At 66.6% G+C, this 18,608-nt stretch carries 17 protein-coding genes; 8 read left to right on the plus strand and 9 right to left on the minus strand.

What is annotated here, in order from left to right; translation table 11 throughout:
• Window positions 1–472: 472 nt before the first annotated feature.
• The 4 genes from BHQ18_RS24585 (at window position 473) to BHQ18_RS24600 (ending at window position 5,030) form a co-directional block, all read left to right on the plus strand.
• Entirely contained in the window at window positions 473–2,071 is a 1,599-nt protein-coding gene (locus BHQ18_RS24585) for an aldehyde dehydrogenase (NADP(+)) (protein WP_069416273.1), read from the plus strand.
• 41 nt (window positions 2,072–2,112) lie between these two features.
• Window positions 2,113–3,042 carry a 5-dehydro-4-deoxyglucarate dehydratase gene (locus BHQ18_RS24590; RefSeq protein ID WP_069416274.1) on the plus strand — a complete coding sequence of 310 codons (930 nt, stop codon included), beginning with the start codon at window positions 2,113–2,115 and terminating at the stop codon, window positions 3,040–3,042.
• Entirely contained in the window at window positions 3,039–4,310 is a 1,272-nt protein-coding gene (locus BHQ18_RS24595) for a glucarate dehydratase family protein (protein WP_069416275.1), read from the plus strand. Before BHQ18_RS24590 ends, BHQ18_RS24595 begins: the two co-directional genes overlap by 4 nt.
• Window positions 4,311–4,385: 75 nt before the next feature.
• Window positions 4,386–5,030 (plus strand): flavodoxin family protein, encoded by a 645-nt coding sequence (locus BHQ18_RS24600; RefSeq protein ID WP_069416276.1) that lies wholly within the window; start codon window positions 4,386–4,388, stop codon window positions 5,028–5,030.
• On the opposite strand, the gene BHQ18_RS24605 is transcribed toward BHQ18_RS24600, so the two are convergent.
• Genes BHQ18_RS24605 through BHQ18_RS24615 form a run of 3 tightly spaced genes read right to left on the minus strand, consistent with a single transcriptional unit; the run spans window position 5,031 to window position 8,647 of the window.
• Window positions 5,031–6,254, minus strand: a complete 1,224-nt coding sequence (locus tag BHQ18_RS24605) for a cytochrome P450 (RefSeq protein ID WP_069416277.1) — start codon at window positions 6,252–6,254, stop codon at window positions 5,031–5,033.
• Window positions 6,251–7,339, minus strand: a complete 1,089-nt coding sequence (locus BHQ18_RS24610; RefSeq protein ID WP_084294343.1) for an NAD-dependent epimerase/dehydratase family protein — start codon at window positions 7,337–7,339, stop codon at window positions 6,251–6,253. Before BHQ18_RS24610 ends, BHQ18_RS24605 begins: the two co-directional genes overlap by 4 nt.
• Before the next feature lie 39 nt (window positions 7,340–7,378).
• The gene (locus BHQ18_RS24615) at window positions 7,379–8,647 is read right to left on the minus strand and encodes an alpha/beta fold hydrolase (RefSeq protein WP_069416279.1); all 1,269 of its coding nucleotides are present in this window, start codon (window positions 8,645–8,647) and stop codon (window positions 7,379–7,381) included.
• 93 nt (window positions 8,648–8,740) lie between these two features.
• Between BHQ18_RS24615 and BHQ18_RS24620 the strand changes: the two genes are divergently transcribed.
• Window positions 8,741–9,664, plus strand: coding sequence for a LysR family transcriptional regulator (locus tag BHQ18_RS24620; RefSeq protein WP_069416280.1), 924 nt, complete (start codon window positions 8,741–8,743; stop codon window positions 9,662–9,664).
• A 49-nt stretch (window positions 9,665–9,713) separates the two neighbouring features.
• Window positions 9,714–10,280 (plus strand): dihydrofolate reductase family protein, encoded by a 567-nt coding sequence (locus BHQ18_RS24625; RefSeq protein WP_069416281.1) that lies wholly within the window; start codon window positions 9,714–9,716, stop codon window positions 10,278–10,280.
• A 69-nt stretch (window positions 10,281–10,349) separates the two neighbouring features.
• On the opposite strand, the gene fmdA is transcribed toward BHQ18_RS24625, so the two are convergent.
• From fmdA to BHQ18_RS24645, 4 genes are all read right to left on the minus strand, one after another.
• Window positions 10,350–11,597: a formamidase gene (fmdA, locus tag BHQ18_RS24630; RefSeq protein ID WP_069416282.1), complete on the minus strand. Its 1,248-nt coding sequence runs from the start codon at window positions 11,595–11,597 to the stop codon at window positions 10,350–10,352.
• Between the two features lie 17 nt (window positions 11,598–11,614).
• Window positions 11,615–12,253: an AmiS/UreI family transporter gene (locus BHQ18_RS24635; RefSeq protein WP_069416283.1), complete on the minus strand. Its 639-nt coding sequence runs from the start codon at window positions 12,251–12,253 to the stop codon at window positions 11,615–11,617.
• A gap of 3 nt (window positions 12,254–12,256) precedes the next feature.
• Window positions 12,257–12,541, minus strand: a complete 285-nt coding sequence (locus tag BHQ18_RS24640) for an FmdB family zinc ribbon protein (RefSeq protein ID WP_084294345.1) — start codon at window positions 12,539–12,541, stop codon at window positions 12,257–12,259.
• A gap of 89 nt (window positions 12,542–12,630) precedes the next feature.
• Window positions 12,631–13,059: a MarR family winged helix-turn-helix transcriptional regulator gene (locus BHQ18_RS24645; RefSeq protein WP_069416285.1), complete on the minus strand. Its 429-nt coding sequence runs from the start codon at window positions 13,057–13,059 to the stop codon at window positions 12,631–12,633.
• Window positions 13,060–13,158: 99 nt separating this feature from the next.
• On the opposite strand from BHQ18_RS24645, the gene BHQ18_RS24650 reads away from it, so the two are divergent.
• Complete coding sequence (locus BHQ18_RS24650; RefSeq protein WP_069416286.1) at window positions 13,159–14,238, plus strand: substrate-binding domain-containing protein; 1,080 nt, start codon at window positions 13,159–13,161, stop codon at window positions 14,236–14,238.
• A gap of 267 nt (window positions 14,239–14,505) precedes the next feature.
• On the opposite strand, the gene BHQ18_RS29935 is transcribed toward BHQ18_RS24650, so the two are convergent.
• Window positions 14,506–15,312 (minus strand): hypothetical protein, encoded by an 807-nt coding sequence (locus BHQ18_RS29935; RefSeq protein WP_131815738.1) that lies wholly within the window; start codon window positions 15,310–15,312, stop codon window positions 14,506–14,508.
• A 360-nt stretch (window positions 15,313–15,672) separates the two neighbouring features.
• Here BHQ18_RS29935 and BHQ18_RS24655 point away from each other — a divergent pair, with 360 nt between their 5' ends.
• Window positions 15,673–16,980, plus strand: a complete 1,308-nt coding sequence (locus tag BHQ18_RS24655; RefSeq protein WP_069416287.1) for an HNH endonuclease signature motif containing protein — start codon at window positions 15,673–15,675, stop codon at window positions 16,978–16,980.
• A gap of 541 nt (window positions 16,981–17,521) precedes the next feature.
• Here the strand turns inward: BHQ18_RS24655 and BHQ18_RS24660 are convergent.
• Window positions 17,522–18,481: a 2-hydroxyacid dehydrogenase gene (locus BHQ18_RS24660; protein WP_069416335.1), complete on the minus strand. Its 960-nt coding sequence runs from the start codon at window positions 18,479–18,481 to the stop codon at window positions 17,522–17,524.
• Window positions 18,482–18,608: the final 127 nt, after the last annotated feature.

Raw genomic sequence — 18,608 nt, forward strand, 5'->3', positions numbered from 1 at the left:
TCTCAGCCCAATCCTCCACAGACAACATTCCCTTCTGGTCCTCCTGGCTCGACTAAAGCCAGGCCACCGGACCAGGGGGTCAATTTTCAGTTGCCGCGCCGGGGTCAGATTTCACGTGCCGTCGACACCTCTGGGCTCACAGCGAGCGGATTCGTCATCTGCTTACTACCCGATTGGACGGCTGTGAAGTAATTCTATTCGTGAACTCGACGCCGTCTTGCGTAGAAATGCATCGCTTGGTCATGCCCCGCACCAGCCATCGCACCTGCGCACCGCCACATGGAGGTTTTCAGCCCGATCGCTTGAGGCGCCACACGGTGGTCGCCACTACGGCACCAATCAGCAGTGGCCGGTCGAGGTTCTCATTTAATACCTAACATGAATTAGTCATGGCCCAAATGGTCTTGGACAGGCATGGATCGTCCCCCTAGCGTGGTGCACAAGGAAACCGACATCGACGGGCTAGGACACCATGACTGCCACTCTTCCCGAGACCACCGGCATCACCGGACAGATGATCATCGCCGGCGCCCACGTTCGCGGATCCGGCCAGCCCGTGCGCGCCTTCAACCCCGCCACCGGTGAGACCCTCGAACCGGCCTACCACTACGGCGACTCCTCCCATGTCGACGCCGCCTGCTCAGCCGCCGCCGAAGCCTTCGCGGCCTACCGCGCCACCACCGCCGAACAGCGCGCCCAGTTCCTCGAAGCGATCGCCGCCAACATCGAAGCGGTCAAGGACGCGATCATCGCCCGAGCCACCGCCGAGTCCGGGCTGCCGACCGCCCGCATCACCGGCGAGGTCGGCCGCACCACCGGCCAGCTGCGCCTGTTCGCCGGCGTGCTGCGCGAGGGTTCCTGGAACCACGCCGTCATCGACCCGGCCCAGCCCGACCGCCAACCCGCCCCGCGCCCCGACATCCGCCAGCGCTCGATCGCGCTCGGCCCGGTCGCGGTGTTCGGCGCCTCCAACTTCCCGCTGGCATTCTCGGTCGCCGGCGGCGACACCGCCTCGGCGCTGGCCGCGGGCTGCCCCGTCGTCGTCAAAGGCCACGACGCGCACCCCGGCACCTCCGAACTCGTCGGCCGCGCCGTCACCGACGCCGTCGCCGCGGCCGGGCTGCCCGCCGGCACCTTCTCGCTGCTGTTCGGCGACGGACCCGACCTCGGCACCACACTGGTCACCGACCCCCGCATCAAGGCCGTCGGCTTCACCGGATCCCGTTCCGGCGGAACCGCTCTCGTCGCCGCCGCGGCCGCCCGACCCGAACCGATCCCCGTCTACGCCGAGATGAGCTCGATCAACCCCGTCTTCCTGCTCGACGGCGCGCTGGCCACCCGCGGCGCGCAGCTCGGCGAAGCGTTCGTCGCCTCGCTGACGATGGGGTCGGGTCAGTTCTGCACCAACCCCGGTCTGGTGATCGCGGTCGACGGTCCCGGCCTGGACGGCTTCGTCGCCGCGGCCCGCGACGCGCTGACCGGCTCGCCGGCGACGCCGATGCTCACCCCCGGCATCGCGCGCAGCTACGCCACCGGTGTCGACGCGCTGACCCAGCACGCCGAGCTCGTCGGTCGCGGACAGCCGGGCGACAGCGAATGTGCCTGCCACGCCGCGCTGTTCACCACGGACGCCGCCACATTCCTCAAGTCTGAGGCGTTGCAGGCCGAGGTGTTCGGCTCGTCGAGCCTGATCGTGCGCTGCAAGGACGCCGCCGAGATGCGGACGGTCGCCTCGACCATCGAGGGCCAGCTCACCGCGACGGTGCACGCCGACGAGTCCGACTACGCCAGCGCCGGCGAACTGCTGCCGCTGCTGGAACTGAAGGCGGGCCGGATTCTGTTCGACGGCTGGCCCACCGGCGTCGAGGTCGGCCACGCGATGGTGCACGGCGGCCCGTACCCGGCGACCTCGGACTCGCGCACCACCTCGGTCGGCGCCCGCGCGATCGAGCGCTTCCTGCGCCCCGTCAGCTACCAGAACGTGCCGAAGGCCCTGCTGCCCAGCGCCATTGCCGACGGCAACCCCGACAAGATCTGGCGCCGCGTCGACGGCCAACTCACTCACGACTGACCCACTCACCCACTCACCCACTCATCAAGGAGCCCTTCGCAATGCGCCCAACCTTTGACGGCGTTCTGTTCTTCCCTGTCACGCCGTTCACCGAAACCGGCGAGGTCGACCTCGACCTGCTGGCCCGCCACCTGCGCAAGGGCGTCGACGCCGGACCCGGCGGCGTGTTCATCGCCTGCGGCACCGGCGAATTCCACGCTCTCGAACCGCAGGAGTTCGGCGCCGTCGTGCGCACCGCGGTCGAGGTCGTCGCCGGACGGGTTCCGGTCTACGCCGGTGCCGGCGGGTCGCTGGCCCAGGCCAAGCAGTTCGCGTCCACGGCTAAGGAGGCGGGCGCCGACGGGCTGCTGATGATGCCGCCGTACCTCGTCGAGATGCCGCAGGCCGGGCTGGTCGCCTACACCCGCGAGGTCGCGTCGGCCACCGATCTGCCGGTGATCGTCTACAACCGCAACAACGCCCGCTTCACCGAGGCGTCGGCGGTCGAGGTCGCCCAGATCCCGACGGTCGTCGGGTTCAAGGACGGCACAGGCGATCTCGACCGGATGGCCCGCATTGTGCGCGCGGTCAGCGACAACGTCGACAAGGACTTCCTGTTCTTCAACGGCATGCCCACCGCCGAGGCCACCCAGCAGGCGTACCGCGCGATCGGCGTGCCGCTGTACTCGTCAGCGACCTTCGCGTTCGCGCCCGACCTGTCGCTGGCGTTCTACAACGCGCTCGAAGCCGGCAACACCCATCTGGTGAACGCGCTGTCCGCGGCGTTCTTCCACCCGCTGGTGCGGCTGCGCGACTCGGTGCCCGGCTACGCCGTCTCGCTGGTCAAGGCCGGCGTCGCGGCCCAAGGCATCCCGGCCGGTCCGGTCCGCGCTCCGCTGGTGATGCCGAGCGCCGACGACGTGGCAACGCTGCAGTCCATCATCGCCGCCGGTCGCGCGGTCCTCACCGAGGCGCTCGTCGAGGCGGTCTGACCGTGGCGCCGAGCCGGATCCGGATCACCGGCGCGCGCATCACCCCCATCGCGTTCGCCGACCCGCCGCTGCTCAACACCGTCGGCGTGCACGAGCCGTTCGCATTGCGCGCGATCATCCAGCTCGACACGGATGCGGGGCTGGTCGGGCTCGGCGAGACCTACGCCGATCAGGCGCATCTGGCTCGGCTGCAGGCTGCCGCCTCGGCGATCGAAGGCCTGGACGTTTTCGCGCTCAACGCCATCCGCGCGGCGATCGCCGCCCGGCTCCACGGCGACACCCGCGCCGTCGGCACCGCCGGCATGATCACCACCGCCAGCGCGGTCGACCAGGTGCTGTCGCCGTTCGAGGTCGCCTGCCTCGATGTGCAGGGGCAGGCGACCGGTCGGCCGGTGTCGGATCTGCTCGGCGGGGCGGTGCGCGACGCGGTGCCGTTCAGCGCCTACCTGTTCTACAAGTGGGCCGGGCACCCCGGCCGCGAGCCGGACGCGTTCGGGGAGGCGCTCGACCCGGACGGCATCGTCGCGCAGGCGCGCCGCATCGTCGACGAATACGGTTTCACGGCAATCAAACTCAAAGGCGGTGTGTTCCCGCCCGAGGAGGAGATGGCCGCGATCGAGGCGCTGCACGCAGCGTTCCCCGAGCACCCGCTGCGGATCGATCCGAACGCGGCGTGGACTCCGCAGACATCGGTCAAGGTGGCGTCGGGCCTGGCGGGCATCCTCGAGTATCTGGAGGACCCGACGCCGGGAATCGACGGGATGGCCGAGGTCGCCGCGCAGGCACCCATGCCGTTGGCGACCAACATGTGCGTCGTCGCCTTCGACCAACTCAAACCCGCCATCGCCAAAGATGCGGTACGGGTGGTGCTCTCGGATCACCACTACTGGGGCGGGCTGCAACGCTCTCGGATGCTGGCGGGGATCTGCGAGACGTTCGGGCTCGGGTTGTCGATGCACTCGAACTCGCACCTGGGCATCAGCCTGGCGGCGATGGTGCATCTGGCCGCGGCGACACCGAACCTGACCTACGCGTGCGACACGCACTGGCCGTGGAAGACCGAGGACGTCGTCAAGCCGGGTGTGCTGTCGTTCGTCGACGGGGCGGTCGCGGTGCCGACGGTCCCCGGCCTCGGTGTGGAAATCGACGAGGACGCGCTGGCGTCGTTGCATGAGCAGTACATTCGGTGCGGGCTCCGCGACCGCGACGACACCGGCTACATGCAGCGCGTCGACCCGGACTATCGCCTGCTCAGCCCCCGCTGGTAGACAGTGGAGGAATAACCGGCACCGCGCCGCCGTCGCTCTTACGGACAGCCACCTGTCCGAGTCCACGGAGGTTCCATGAAGGTTCTCGTCATCAGCGCCAGCCCCCGCGCAGACGGCAACTCCCATCTGCTGGCGGAAGCAGCGCTGGACGGCGCCCGGGCCGCGGGTCACGACGTCGCGCATGTGTTTCTCGACGACTACGTCGAGCGGCTGTTCGGCAACTGCCGGACCTGCCGACTCGCCGACGGGCGGTGTTCGCTCGACGACCGCTACGAGGACCTCCTGCTGAACCGGATGCTGCCCGCCGACGGCATCATCTTCGCGATGCCGCTGTACTTCTACGGCATGCCGGGCCGGCTCAAGACCGTGTTCGACCGGCTGTTCTGCTACATCTCCAACAGCGCGCCGCAGCAGGCCCGCGTCATGGACGGCATCACGGGTAAGAAGGTCGGGGTGCTGATCTCGTCCGAGGAGAACTACGTCGGCGCGACGGCGGGCGTGGTCGCGCAATTCCAGGAGGCGACGCGGTACCTGCACCAGGAGCTGGTCGGCGTGGTCGTCGGCAACGGCAACGTCCGCGGTGAGATCGCACGCGACCCGAGCGACCCGGTGGGGCGCGCCCGAGAACTCGGCGCCCGGCTGTTCGACATCCGCGTCACGGACTACCGCCTGGACACCGTGCGGCCGAATGCCGTGTGGGAGTGCCCAGCTGTCAATTGATCAACTCGCACCGGTCGACGTCACCCGGATCGGGACGTTGGCCCAGCCGGCGACGTTCGCCATCGCCACCCGGCGCAGGCCGGCGGTGTCGACCTCGTATTCGGGCATCAGATCCAGCATGACGTCGAGCGCGATGTGGCCCTCCATCCGCGCCAGTGCGGCACCGAGGCAGCTGTGGATGCCGTATCCGAAGTTGATGTTGTGGCCGAACGGGATTCGGTCGATGTCGAACCGGTCGGGGTCGGTGAAGACGCGTTCGTCGCGGGTCGCCGAGCCGTTGATCAGCATGACCATGCTCGCGGCGGGGATGGTCGTGCCGTGCAGCGTCACATCGCCTGTGCTGTAGCGGAGTTGGTACTGCGACGGCGCCTCGTAGCGGAGCAGTTCCTCGAATGCGGCGGGGATCTTGCTGCGGTCCTCCCGGAGTTTGCGCCATTGGTCGGGGTGGGCGGCGAAGGTGACCGCGGCGTTGCCGATCAGCTTGACGACGGTCTCCGCGCCCGCCCCGCCGAGCATCATGGCGAACGCGGTGATTTCGAGATCGCTCAGCTTTGCGACCCCGTCGTCGCGGCTCACGTCGACCTGGGTCAGCCGGCTGATCATGTCGTCCTGCGGGTTGGCGCGGCGTTCGCAGACCAGCTCGTAGTAATAGGCGCCGATCGCCTGCGCGGCCTCGACTCCCTCCGGCGGGACATGGACGTCGCCGGTGTGCCGTTCCAACTGTTTGTCGAGCCAACGCCGGATCTGTTGGCGGTGATCGGGTGGCACACCCAGCATCGTGGTGATGACCTCGACCGGGAAGAGCGCCCCGAATTCGGCGACGACGTCGAACGCGGTGCGGTCCAAATCGGCGACGACGTCGGCGATCTTCTCGCGGATCATCGGCGCCAGGGCGGCGACCGCGCGCGGCGTGAACACCTTGTTGACCAGCTTGCGCATCACCGTGTGCTCGGGCGGATCCATCATGATGATCATCGGGGGCTGCGCCGGATCCGGTTCGGCCAGATACATATCGAGCGTGACGCCTCTGGCCGAGGAGTAGGTGTCGAAGTCCTTCAGGGCCGGTTCGACGTCCTGGTAGCGCGACAACGCCCAGAAGCCGTACTTCTCGTTGTGGTACACCGGTGCCTCGTCGCGCAGGCGACGGTAGGTGTCGTACGGCGCGTTGAAAAAGTCGTCGGAGTAGGGGTCGAACTGAACGGGCTCAGCGAATCGGACCGTCATTGCGCTGCCTCGGTGACTCCGGCGAGCTCACCGATCTGTGCCGCCGTGAGCTTGCCGCTGCGATACATCCAGATCAGTGTGTCGCGGAAAGTATCTGCGGGATCGCGGAATTCGACGCCGAGCTCTTCGGTGGTCCGCCTCGCGTCGGCACCGGGCCACCGGGTGGTGAACTCCATGGCGTCGCGCGTGAGCGGATAGTCGAAGTCGTGGAGGTGTTTTAGTGCGTCGCCGACGGAGCCGATTGCGCGCATGAACGAGCCGGGTATTCGCAGCCTGCGGATCCGGCGACCGGTGAGGCGCTCTACCACTGCGTGGACCTCTGTCCAGGACAGCATCGGCGCGGAAGCGGCGTACCGATGCTCGCCGGGTGGCAGCTCGAGCAGCTTGACGTGCAGCGCGGCGAGATCGCGCACGTCGACCACCGACAAGCCGCTGGAGGTGACCAGAACGGCCGTCGCCCATGTGCTGAATCCGGCGATCGCAGCGCTCAACCCGGGGTCGTCGGGGCCGAAGATCCCGGCGGGATAGGAGATGCGGATCGGCGCGCCTTGCTCCTGTAACCGGCGCACGTATACCTCGGCGTGGACCTTGGACCGTGCGTAGGCCGTCGTGCCGTGCGCGATCGGCAGCTCGGGCGCCAGGGGCGGTCCGCCCGGGACGAAGAACACCCCGAGGCTGGACACGTGGACGATGCTCGGTACGCCGCGCCGGGCGGCGCCGCCGATGACCAGTTCGACACCGCGCGCGTTGACCTCTTCGACGCGACGCGCCGCGGAGCGACGCAAGTCGACGAGCGCCGCGGTGTGGACCACGCCGTCGCAGCCGGCAAGCGCCGCGCCGACCGACGCCTCATCCGTCATGTCGCCGACCACGACGTCGTCGGGCACGAAGCCGTCCGGTTCGAAGACGCGGCGCACCTTGGCCGGGTCGCGCACCAGCAGGCGGACGTCGTGGCCAGCGGCGACGAGCGCACGTACCGTATGGGAACCGGTGAACCCGGTGCCGCCTGTGACAAGTACTCTCACCAGCGCCTCCTGCCCGAGCTGGAATGTGCGGCAATCCGCAGTATGGACCCGCAATGCCACGTTGCGGTGAGTATTGGACTACTCCATTCGTGCTCGGGGTTACTGGTGGCAGGGACGATCCGGTGGCCTGGCCGGCAGGGGTAGCGGCTCGTCGAGCAGGAAGGCTTCGACCGTAGCTCGGTAGAGCTCGGGCCGGTCGAGTTGCGGCACATGCCCGGCGTCGCGAAGGCACACGAGCGTGGCACGCGGCAGCGTCGTCGCGTACTCGGCCGTGGGCGCCCAGCGGATGTAGTTGCACTCGCCGGTGATGATCAGCGTCGGCGCCTGCGCCTCGCGAAGGCGTTGCGGCACCGCCGATTGCGCACCGGAGTCAGCATCGCGGACGGTGAACACGTTGACAGAGAGACCGTTGCCGATCGCCTGAGCGTCAGGCAGATTCGCCGGATCGCACACGGTGGCCGGACGGACGATACTCAGGAAGGTGTCGAAGAACGCGTCGGCTTCACTGTCCGACACGAGGTTTCGAGCCGCTTGCGGGTTGACGAGCCCTAGCCCGTACCACGCCAGGAACCGCGTGTTCTGCGGGATGAGCGCGCGTGCACGTTCTCGCGTCTCGGCAGGCAGGTGGGCGGTGATGTCTCCGGCGCCGGGATGCTCGGCGTAGTTCATCGGCGCCGGTGAGGTCAGGATCGCCCTGGCGACCCGGTCGGGATGCTCGGCAAGGTAACTGGCACTGAGACTTCCGCCCCACGACGCGCCGGCCAGGATGAGGCGCTCGGCGCCGAGTTGTTGGCGAACGGCCTCCAGGTCGGCGACGTGCCGCGCGACGGTGTAGCCGCTCGGATCCTGCAGTCGGTTCGACAGGCCCGCGCCGATCTGGTCGTAGAGGTAGACGTCGAAGCCCAGCGCGGTCAGCCCGCGAAACGGGTCGGCCTTGGCCGCGTCGCCGACCATGGCTTCACCCGGGCCGCCGCCCACCACGATCACCGGCGTCGCGCGGCCCGGGCCGGTCGCGGCGAGGTGCCGGTACGCCAGCCGCGACCCCGTCGGAAGCTCCCAGAACTGAACGTCCGCGGGGGCAGCCGCCGCCTCCACCGGTGCGCTGGGGAGCGGGCGGAAGACCAAAACTCCGCCGAGCAGGAGGCCGACGACGCCCGCGGCGGCAACCCCGGCGGTCAGGCGGCGCTGGCGCGTGATCAGCCAGCTACCGGTGCCGGAGATCAGCAGCGTCATGCCGAGGGCGACGACCACGAGCAGACCGATCGACGCCAGCCAGCGCGCAGTCAGCGCGGCCGCCGCGAGGCCCGCGACCCAGCTGGTCACGACGACGGCCAGCATCGCCGCGCCCCGGAGAACGATGCGCACCATCCCTCGAGTATCACTCCGGGGTCTTCGCTACGCCGCCTAGACTGATGCCTGGAACCGGCTCAAATTGCGTGCAGTGATACGAGGAGTGCATCGATGTTTTCGTTAGCGCGGCTGGCGTGTTTCGTCGCCGTCGCCGAGGAACTGCACTTCGGCCGCGCCGCTGAGCGCCTGCACATGACGCAGCCGCCGCTGAGCCGGCAGATTCAGCAGCTCGAACACGAACTCGGCGTGCAGCTGATCGATCGCACCACCCGGACCGTCACGCTCACCCCCGCGGGCGTCGCGTTCCTGCCCGACGCCCGCCGCATCCTGCAGCTCGCCGAGGGCGCCGCGCAGACCGTCAAACGGATACCCGAAGGCGACCTCGGCACGGTCGTCATCGGATTCACCGCGGCGTCGGCACATGTGGTGTTGCCGCGGCTGTTGAGTGCGGCTCGGGAGACGTTGCCCGATGTGAAACTCGAACTGCGCGAGATGGTTACGTCGGTTCAGCTCGACGGGTTGCTGTCCGGCGAGATCGATCTGGGGATGGCGCGACCGCCGGTGCGACGGCCGGGATTGGTGTCGCGGCCGCTGCTGCACGAGCAGCTTGTCGCCGCCATCCCCGAAGATCACTCGCTAGCGAGCTTGGGGCGCCAACTCACGCTCAACGACCTCGACGGCGAAGACATGATCATGTACTCGCCGATTCAGGCGCGGTACTTCAACGATCTACTCATCAGCACGTTCACGATCGCCGGCGCCGCGCCGCGCTATGTGCAGTATGTGACCCAGGTCCACACGATGCTGGTGCTGGTGCGCACAGGCATCGGCATCGCGCTGGTGCCGGCGTCGGCGGCGACCCTGCATCCCGACGGTGTGGTGTTCCGTTCGATCGGCGCGTTCCGCGAGCGGCCGGTGGAGCTCGACGCGGTCTGGCGGTCGGACAGCACGAACCCGGCGCTCCTGCGTCTGATTAAGGATGTGCTTCCGCAGCGCGAGTGGACGACCGACGATCTGGTCGAGGATGTCAGTTGAATCGCGTGGCATCGCGATGAGTTCCGCCCTCTGAGGCAGTCTGACCGTCGTGGGCAAACTCATCTATGGCTTCAACGTGTCGGTCGACGGGTACATCGCGGACGCGCAGGGCAACATCGACTGGAGCGACCCGAGCGAAGAACTGCACCAGTACTGGAACGACTTCGAGCGCGAGACCGCCCTGTCGTTCTACGGGCGGCGACTATACGAGCTGATGTCCGCGTACTGGCCGACCGCCGATAAGGCGCCGGACGCCACCCCCATGATCGTCGACTACTCCCGGGTCTGGTGCGCCATGCCCAAGGTCGTCTTCTCGCGCACCCTCGAGTCCGTCGGCTGGAACTCCCGCCTGGAACGCGGCGACCCCGTCGAGGTGGTCACAAAGCTCAAAGCGGAGACCGACGGCAACTTGGAGGTGGCCGGCGCGACGTTGGCCGCGCCGATCGTGCAGGCCGGGTTGGTGGACGAGTTCCGTATGGTGCTCGCACCCGTTGCGGTTGGGGGTGGCACTCCCTTCTTCCCGACGCTGCCGTCGTGGATCCGGCTGCGGCTGTTGGAGAACCGAACGTTCCCCTGCGGGACGGTCCTGCTGCGCTACGCCGCCAGTGGTGACTGATCGGGTAGGCAATCTGCCGTCACGCAGGGGAACTCAGCCGGGTCTGCGTCAGCATCCCGTCGGTTTCAGTCAGGATGTGACAGCGACTTGTCCGCGATCGACCTTCTGCGGCCCTTTGCCGCCGGGGCGGATGTCGAAGTCGAAGATCTCCGTCGGCAGGAACACCGAGCAACATGCATTCGGGATGTCGACGACGCCGCCGATGCGGCCCTCAATCGGTGAGGTACCCAGGATCAGGTACGCCTGCTCGCCGGTGTAGCCCCACTTCTCCAGGTACGCAATAGCATTCATGCAGGCGTTCCGATACGCCAGGGTGGCGTCCATGTACGCGTTGCGGTTCTCCTCGTGCTCCACCGAGACCCCGATGAACGTCAGCCACTCCGAGTACAGCGGCGCCACACGGCCCGGCATGAACACCGGGTTGGTGGTGATGCCGTACGTCTCCATTCCGCCCTTGATGAGGTCGACGTGCATGTCGATGTAGCCGCCCATCTCGATGGCGCCGCAGAAGTTGATCTCGCCGTCGCCCTGACTGAAGTGCAGGTCGCCGCCCGAGAGCATCGCACCCTCGACGAACACCGGATAGAAGATGCGACTACCCCTGGTGAAGTTCTTGATGTCGTGGTTGCCGCCGTTCTCACGAGCCGGCACGGTTCGCGCACCATCGGCGCCGATCGCCTGCAAGATGTCGCCGGAGGCGGTGCCGCCGAGCACGCCCTCGGCCAGAGGCGGAAGAGCAAGCGGCGGAACGCGGTCGGGATCGGTGGCGATCAGCGCACGTTCCCGCTCGTTCCATTTGGCCAGTAGATCCGCCGACGGTGCCGTGCCGAACAGCCCGGGGTGCGTGATTCCCGTGTACCGCACACCGGGCACGTGGCGCGACGTGCACTGCTGACCCGAGAAGTCCCAGATGGCTTTGTACGCGTCGGGGAAGTAGTCGGTGAGAAAGCCGCCGCCGTTCACCTTGGCGAAGATGCCGGAGTACCCCCAACCCTCACCGCAGTTGGGCCCATTCGTCTGCGGAACCGGCCCGAGGTCGAGGATGTCGACGACCAACAGGTCCCCGGGTTGGGCGCCCTCGACCGCGATGGGTCCGGACAGCATGTGACACGGCGAGAGGTCGACATCGCGAACGTCATTGGCGGAGTCGTTGTTTCCGATCTGGCCGTCGGTCCACTCCTTACACTCGATGCGGAATTCGCTTCCCGGCTTGACCGTCGCGGCCGCCGGAATGTCGGGATGCCAACGGTTGTGACCGGGGACCGCCTGATCGCGCATCGACTTGGATTGATCAACGCTGAACACAACTTCGGGCATGCGATGACTCCTTCTTGTTAGGTGACGGCCGCGGCTGCGGCCTGGGGAGAGATAGCTGGTGCGGGTGCCGCCAGTAGGCGCCCGAGTGGGATGGCGGCGACGACCGTGGCGGCACCGATGACGCCGATGACGATCGCCGGAGCGACGCCCGTCGGCCACCGCTGCGCCATGATCAGAAACGCCGGCACGGCGGCCGTGAGCAACCCTTCGACCAGCGCGACGACGCCGACGGCAGGGGCCAGCGAGCCGAGGTCCAGACCGAGCAACAGGAAGAACAGGAACCACAGCACGGCCCACAGCCCCCAGATCACCCCGAACGCGGGATCGGCTTCGACCGCAAAGGCGTGCCACGCGTAGCCGATCGCAGCGACCGCGACGAACAGCGAGAACCAGCCCAGTCCTGCACCGTCCCAACCGGCGTTGGCGTTGATCGCCACCCACAGGTACGTGAAACCGAACAGGTACAGGCCCGAGGCGCCGAAGACCACGGCCGCATCGCCACCGGACTGCACGATCACCACCGTCGGTGTCAGAACCTGCAAGCCGCCGACGAAGTAGTTCAGCGGTGCGGCGCCCTGCGGCGTGATCCGTCCCAGCAACATCAGGCCGTTGACGACCAGAACTGCCCCGACATAGAACAATCCGACGCCGGTCATCGGTTACATCCGAGGCAGCGCGGGCAGCCGCGGGTCGCGGCGCGGTGGCCGGGGCCGGCCGATCGCGGCCGGAATCGTGGTGGTGACGGCGGGTTGTTCGGCGCTGGCAGCGGCGAGGTCGGCCACCCGGTGCTGCCCCTTGCTCAACCTCGTCAACGGCGGCGAGCTGAACAACCGACGGCTCGGCGCGGTGCACGTCGGGCAGGTCGGCGCCGGCACGACGTCGGACATGGCACAAACGAGGTCGAACGGACCACAAGCGGGACAGCGGAAGGAATAGGTCGGCATGAGCACACCTCATTTCGTTCATCCGAAATATATTCAGTTGAAAATAAATGTCAAGGCTTCCGGCCCGGCACGCTCGCAGGGGGCGGCCGTCAGGACTTGAGGCGCGCGGTGTTCTCCACCAGTTGGCGCAGCTGATCGATATCGAGCCCCAGGGACTCGAAGGCGGCGCGTTCGGCGTCTCCCACCATCGGTGCCAGCCGGGTGCGCAGCGTGCGCCCGCGCGGCGTCAGATTCACCAGGACGCGGCGCCGGTCGTGCAGATCCGCGGTCCGATACATCAATCCCCGTGAGACAAGGCGATCCACCGTCCTCGTCAGCGTGGGGCCGGTGATCAAGGTCGCCTGCGCCAGGTCGGTCATGGGAACGGTGCGGCGGGACGCAAGAAAGTCGAGGACTCGCCAGTCCTCCATCTTCATTTCCGAATCGGCCAGCACGCGGGCGATAGCCGCCTCGGCGTGCTGGGTCAGCCGTGTGAGGGGCAGCAAGAGATTCGTGCGGATCTGCTGCCCGGAGGCCATGCCGTTCCCCTCCCGAGAATCTGCGGTCTATTCGTTCTGAATTATTTTTGGTAGAAAGTACCCGAGTGCAGCGTACACAAGATCGAGGGTGATCTGGGGTTGCAGATTCGCGAACGTGAATTCCGCGTCGGGCTGGTGATCCCGCTGCAGGGGCCGGCCGGCATCTTTGCGCCCTCATGCGAAGCGGTCGCCGAACTGGCGGCGCAAGAAGTCAACGCTCGCGGTGGCGTGCACGGGCGCGAAGTCACGATCGAGGTGATAGACGGTGGCGCTGCCAGCACCGAAGTGGCCCGCGCCGTCGGCGACCGCCTACGCACCCGAGGGTTGGACGCGGTCACCGGATGGCACATCTCGGCGGTGCGCAACGCCTTGTCGCCGGTCGTCAAGGACCGGGTCCCGTACGTGTACACCTCGTTGTACGAGGGCGGCGAGCGCACACCTGGCGTGTTCTGTACCGGGGAAACGCCGCGGATTCAGATTGCGCCCGCGCTGTCGTGGCTTCGGGATCACTTCGGGATTCGCTCGTGGTGCGTGGTCGGCGACGACTACGTCTGGCCCCGCGGCTCCGCTGCGGCCGCGCGGGTGTACTGCCGGGCCCTACAGCTGGATCTCAAACGCGAGATCTACGTTCCCTACGGCTGCAACGACTTTCGGGTACCAGTAGCTCAAGCACTCGACAGCGGAGCCCAGGCCGTATTGATGCTGCTGGTCGGACAGGACGCGGTACTGTTCAACCGCGAGTTCGCCAGGCGTGGCGGCCATCAGCAGATGGCCCGGTTCAGCCCGCTGATGGAGGAGAACATGCTGCTCGCCAGCGGATACGAGGCGACGCAGGAAATGTACGTCGCAGCAGCATATTTCAGTTCACTGGCCACCGCCGAGGCGATGGACCTGATGAACCGGTACGTCGCGTCGTACGGCGCGGACGCACCCCCACTCAACGCGATGGCGGAATCCTGTTTCGAAGGACTACTCACCATCGAAGCTCTGTTCAAGCGTGCCCGAACCCCGGCGATCAGCGATCTGTTGGCCTCAGCGCCGGACGTGGGGTTCGACAGCCCTCGAGGACCGGTGAGCATGCGGGGCGGGCACCTCGACCAGCGGGTGTACATCGCTGCGGCCGAGGGCTTCGAGTTCGACGTGCTCGATCGCCTACGCCCTGTCGACAGCCGGTGTTAGTGGGGGGGCTGATGAATTCAAGCAGGTACAGCTAATTCAAAGGCCCCACCGACGTCGGCACGGCAGACGAAGTCTTTGGTCGGACTCTGTTGGCATGATGCGGGTACGTCTTCGGGGACGGCTTGGCGGAGTTGTGCGGGAGCGCACCACGGGCATGGTGCAAGCCAACATCAACTGGTGCTTGCACCGTCGCGGTCGGTGGTGGCACCCCGTTCTTTCCTGCCGTCGTGGATCCGGTTGCGGCTTCAGGCGCTACGCCGCCCGACGCTAACTGACCGGTTTGCCGCAGAAGAAGTCCTTCGATGCCCCGATACTCAGTGGATCAGTTGCGCTTTCAAGCAGTTTGCATGCAGAGGTGAACACGTTCGGATCGTTGAGGGGATCTTCACTCGCAGCCACGTTCACCAACGCGCACGCCACCTGTAGATAAAGACCAAAGGCCGACCCCTTGAGCCTGGTCAAGGCCAGCTCTGTTCCCGGTGGGAGCCTGTCGAGGCTGTTCGGAATCTGCTCAGCACAATTCTGTGTCGGTTCTTGGGCGTACGGGTCGGCAGGTTTCGGGAAATCTGGAGCGCTCACCGGAGGTCCACCGTCGATGACGACCATCGTGCCGGTGGTGATGCAGTATTCGTAGGGACCGTCTCCGTCGTCGCCGGTACCGCAAACCTCGTCATGGGGAGCGAACAGGTCCGTCGGAGCGGCTGGCGTACGCTTGCTTCCGCACCACCCGTCGAAGGGTGCCGATCGCTCACCGGGGCCGAATGTTGCTGTGCCGCTCCCGGTGTTGTCGAGCAGGATGAATCTCTCTTCGATCTTTTCGCCCAGCTGAACACTGCAACCATTGGCGTACGGACCGACTGAATTGACAGCATCGTGTCGTCCGATGACGTTGACATGTACTACGCCGCCGGGCTCCGTAGATATCGAGACGTGTCCCATGCCGTCACCGGGTGGCGGAACAGGTTGTCCCGGCACCAGGTAGTCGGCTCCTGCTTGCGGTGCGCACAATATCCCAAAGGCACCAGCGATCAATGCCCCTGTCGCCGCCGTCGAGAGACGCCGGATCTCGTTCAAAGTAGCCACCGCCAGGCCCCCGGTTCCGCTATCACCTAAGCGTATGGGCCAATAATTAGTCTCTGACTCGGCTCTTTGGGTGGTTTCGGCAATCTGGACTGCATCTCTTGTACTGGTGGAGCTGAATCCGCGGGCAGGGGCTGTTCTCATGGAATTCTTAACCAGCAGTGGAGGAATGCAGGCTCTTGTCGATCGTGCTGACCTGAAATCACATTGGTCACATCCGAGCAGCGGAAACGCTGAGGCGGCGCGTTCGAGTTTGTGCTCGTTTGTCGATGGCCGTTTTCCAGCCGTGTCTTTCGCTGCGGCGCTGTGCTTTCGGGGCCGACCGTTGTCGGTGCCTATTGGCATGATCGGCGTATGAGTTCGACTGCTGCGGACGCCGAGACGCCGGTGATGAGTCAGCGCGAGCGCATGGATGCGTGTTTTGCGCGGTTGGAGGAGCTTTCGGCTCAGCGCAATGCCATTGATGGGCAGATCGTGGCGCTCGTGGCTGAGGTGACCCGGGATGGGTTGTGGGCGGGTACGGGCGCTAAGACGGTCAAAGGTCTGGTGGCCTGGAAGTTGGGGATGTCTGATGCCACCGCGGGTTCGGTGGCGGCTGCGGCGCAGCGGTACGACGAGTTCCCGCGCTGTACCACCGCGTTGTGTGAGGGCCGGCTGTCGTTGGATCAGGTGGGGGTGATCGCCGCGCACGCCGGTGCGGGCTCTGATGATCATTATGCGGAGTTGGCGTCGGTGGCCACGGTGCGCCAGCTGCGCAAGGCCATCAGTGTGGAGATCAAACCCGAACCCGATAAGGAACCGCAGGAGCAGTACTCGTTTTCCAAGACTGTCGGGGAACACACGACGACGTATCGGATCACGGTGCCCAATGTGGAGGCGGCCAAGGTTGATGCGGCACTGGGCTCGTATCGGGAGGCGTTGATCAACGATTACCGCCGCGATCACGGCTCTGACACTGTCGATGACCCGGAATCGCCCAGTTTCGATGCCAGCGGCTTGTATGTGCGTCAGACAGGCCACACTGAGCCGCGGTTTCCGACGTTGACCGATGCCTTTTTGCAGATGGTGCAGACGGCGTGGGATGCCGAAGTGGCGCGGCGCCCGCACGGGCAGCACACCACAGTGATCGTGCACCTGGATGTCGATAAGCGCGCGGGTTGGGTGCATGCGGGCCCGGCGCTCTCGGATGCGGATCGGCAGTTGTTGTTGTGTGACTCCGATTGTGAGGTATGGCTCGAACAGCGCGGGCAGGTGATCGGCGCGGGCCGGGCCACGCGGGTGATCAGTCGCCGGTTGCGGCGGGCGTTGGAGTACCGCGACCGCGCCTGTGTGGTGCCCGGGTGTGGGTCCACGCGCGGGTTGCATGCCCATCACATTGTGCATTGGGAAGATGGTGGGCCCACCGAGTTGTGGAATCTGGTGCTGGTGTGTCCGCATCACCATCGTGAGCATCACCGCGGCCGCATCACCATCACCGGGCCCGCCGATCGGCTGGTCGTCACCGATGAATCTGGGCGCGCGCTGACCAACAAGTCGTTGGCGCGGCCGCCGACTGAGCCGCCACCGGCGGTGGGGCCCTGGCGCGGCCCGCTCGGTGAACGCGCCCAATGGCGGTGCTACACCCCCTTCGAGCCCCAACCACCGCCGCCGTCGCCGAACTAGGTTCGGGCACCGAGTAACTCTGCAGCATCGCTACATTCGATGCCACCCATCTCTGCGCTCAGGGGTGCCGGCGACGGTCTGGCGGTCACGGTTTGGCAGTCAGCTGCCCAGACAGACCCGCGCGTCGCACTCAGCCTCGCAACGACATTCGGTCGTAGTTGAGCGACATTGCCGCTCATAGGCTGCCAGCAAGAGGGTCGTAGCTGCAGAGCGTCCGTGGGCTGGAGCCACGCCTTCGAGGCGATCGGAGCGACATTGTCGCTCATAGGCTGGCACAAGACGACCGTACCTGCGGAGCGTCCGTGGGCTCGAGACCCGTTGGGCGCCGCGCGACCCGAGCGACATTGTCGCTCATAGGCTGGCACAAGAAGACCGTACCTGCGGAGCGTCCGTGGGCTGGAGCCACGCCTTCGAGGGGATCGGAGCGAGATTGTCGCTCATAGGCTGGCAATCAGAGGATCGAACCTGGCCACCGTCGTCTGCGCGAAGCGTCGTCGCCTCCTTCGTCGATCAGATCTACATCTCGGCGACACCGTCGCACCTACGCCACCACCGGCATCGGCACCGGCGTAACCAGCGCACCCGTCGTCAAGTAACTCTCGAGATTCCGCAGCGTCAGGTCTTCCATGGCAGCGCGAGTTTCCACCGTTCCGCTCCCCACATGCGGCAGCACCACCACGTTGTCCATCCCCAGCAACTCCTGCGGCACATTCGGCTCGTCCGCGAACACATCCAGCCCCGCCCCCGCCAGCCGGCCGTCCCGCAACGCCGACACCAACGCCTCTTCGTCCACCACGCTCCCCCGCGCGATGTTCACCAGAAACCCGTTCGGCCCCAACGCCTCCAGCACCTCCGCGCCGACCAGCTTCGCCGTCGACGCTCCCCCGGCCGCCGCCACCACCAGCACCTCCACCGCGCCGGCCAACTCCACCGGCGACCCGTAGTACTCGTACGGCACCTCCGACACCGGGCGCCGGTTGTGATACGCGATCGTGCAACCAAACGCGCTCAGCCGCTTCGCGATCGCAGAACCGATTCGGCCCAGCCCGATGATCCCCACCCGACGATTGCTCACCTGCCGAGTCAGCGGGTAGTTTCCCTCGTCGACCCACCGACCGGCACGCACATACCTGTCCGCCGCCGCGAACTGCCTCATCGTGTCGATCATCAACCCGACCGCCGTGTCCGCCACGCAGTCCGTCAACACATCCGGCGTATTGCTCACCACGATTCCTCGCCGCGCCGCCTCGTCGACATCCGTCGTGTCGTATCCGACCCCGAAGTTCACCACCGCGCCCAGGTTCGGTAGCGACGCCATCAACGCCGCGTCCACCCCCGTCCGACCCGACGTCACCACCGCGCGGATCTCGCCGCCCCGCTCAGCCAGAAACGCCTCCCCTTCCGCCCCCTCCGGCAGCACCCACGCCGCATACCTGTCTTTCAACGTCTGCGCCAGCGACGGCTTCAGCGGACCCACCTGCAATACCTGTGAAGCACTCATAGTGCTCGCCACGCTACGGCGACCTGCGGATACCCGTCCAACATCCAATTGGCATGGACTTATATCCAACGTGCATAACTGGCGATTCGACAGCGTCGCCACGGTATCGAGCACCACTTGTCGAACA

The organism is Mycolicibacterium flavescens (assembly GCF_001722335.1).
Lineage (GTDB): Bacteria > Actinomycetota > Actinomycetes > Mycobacteriales > Mycobacteriaceae > Mycobacterium > Mycobacterium flavescens.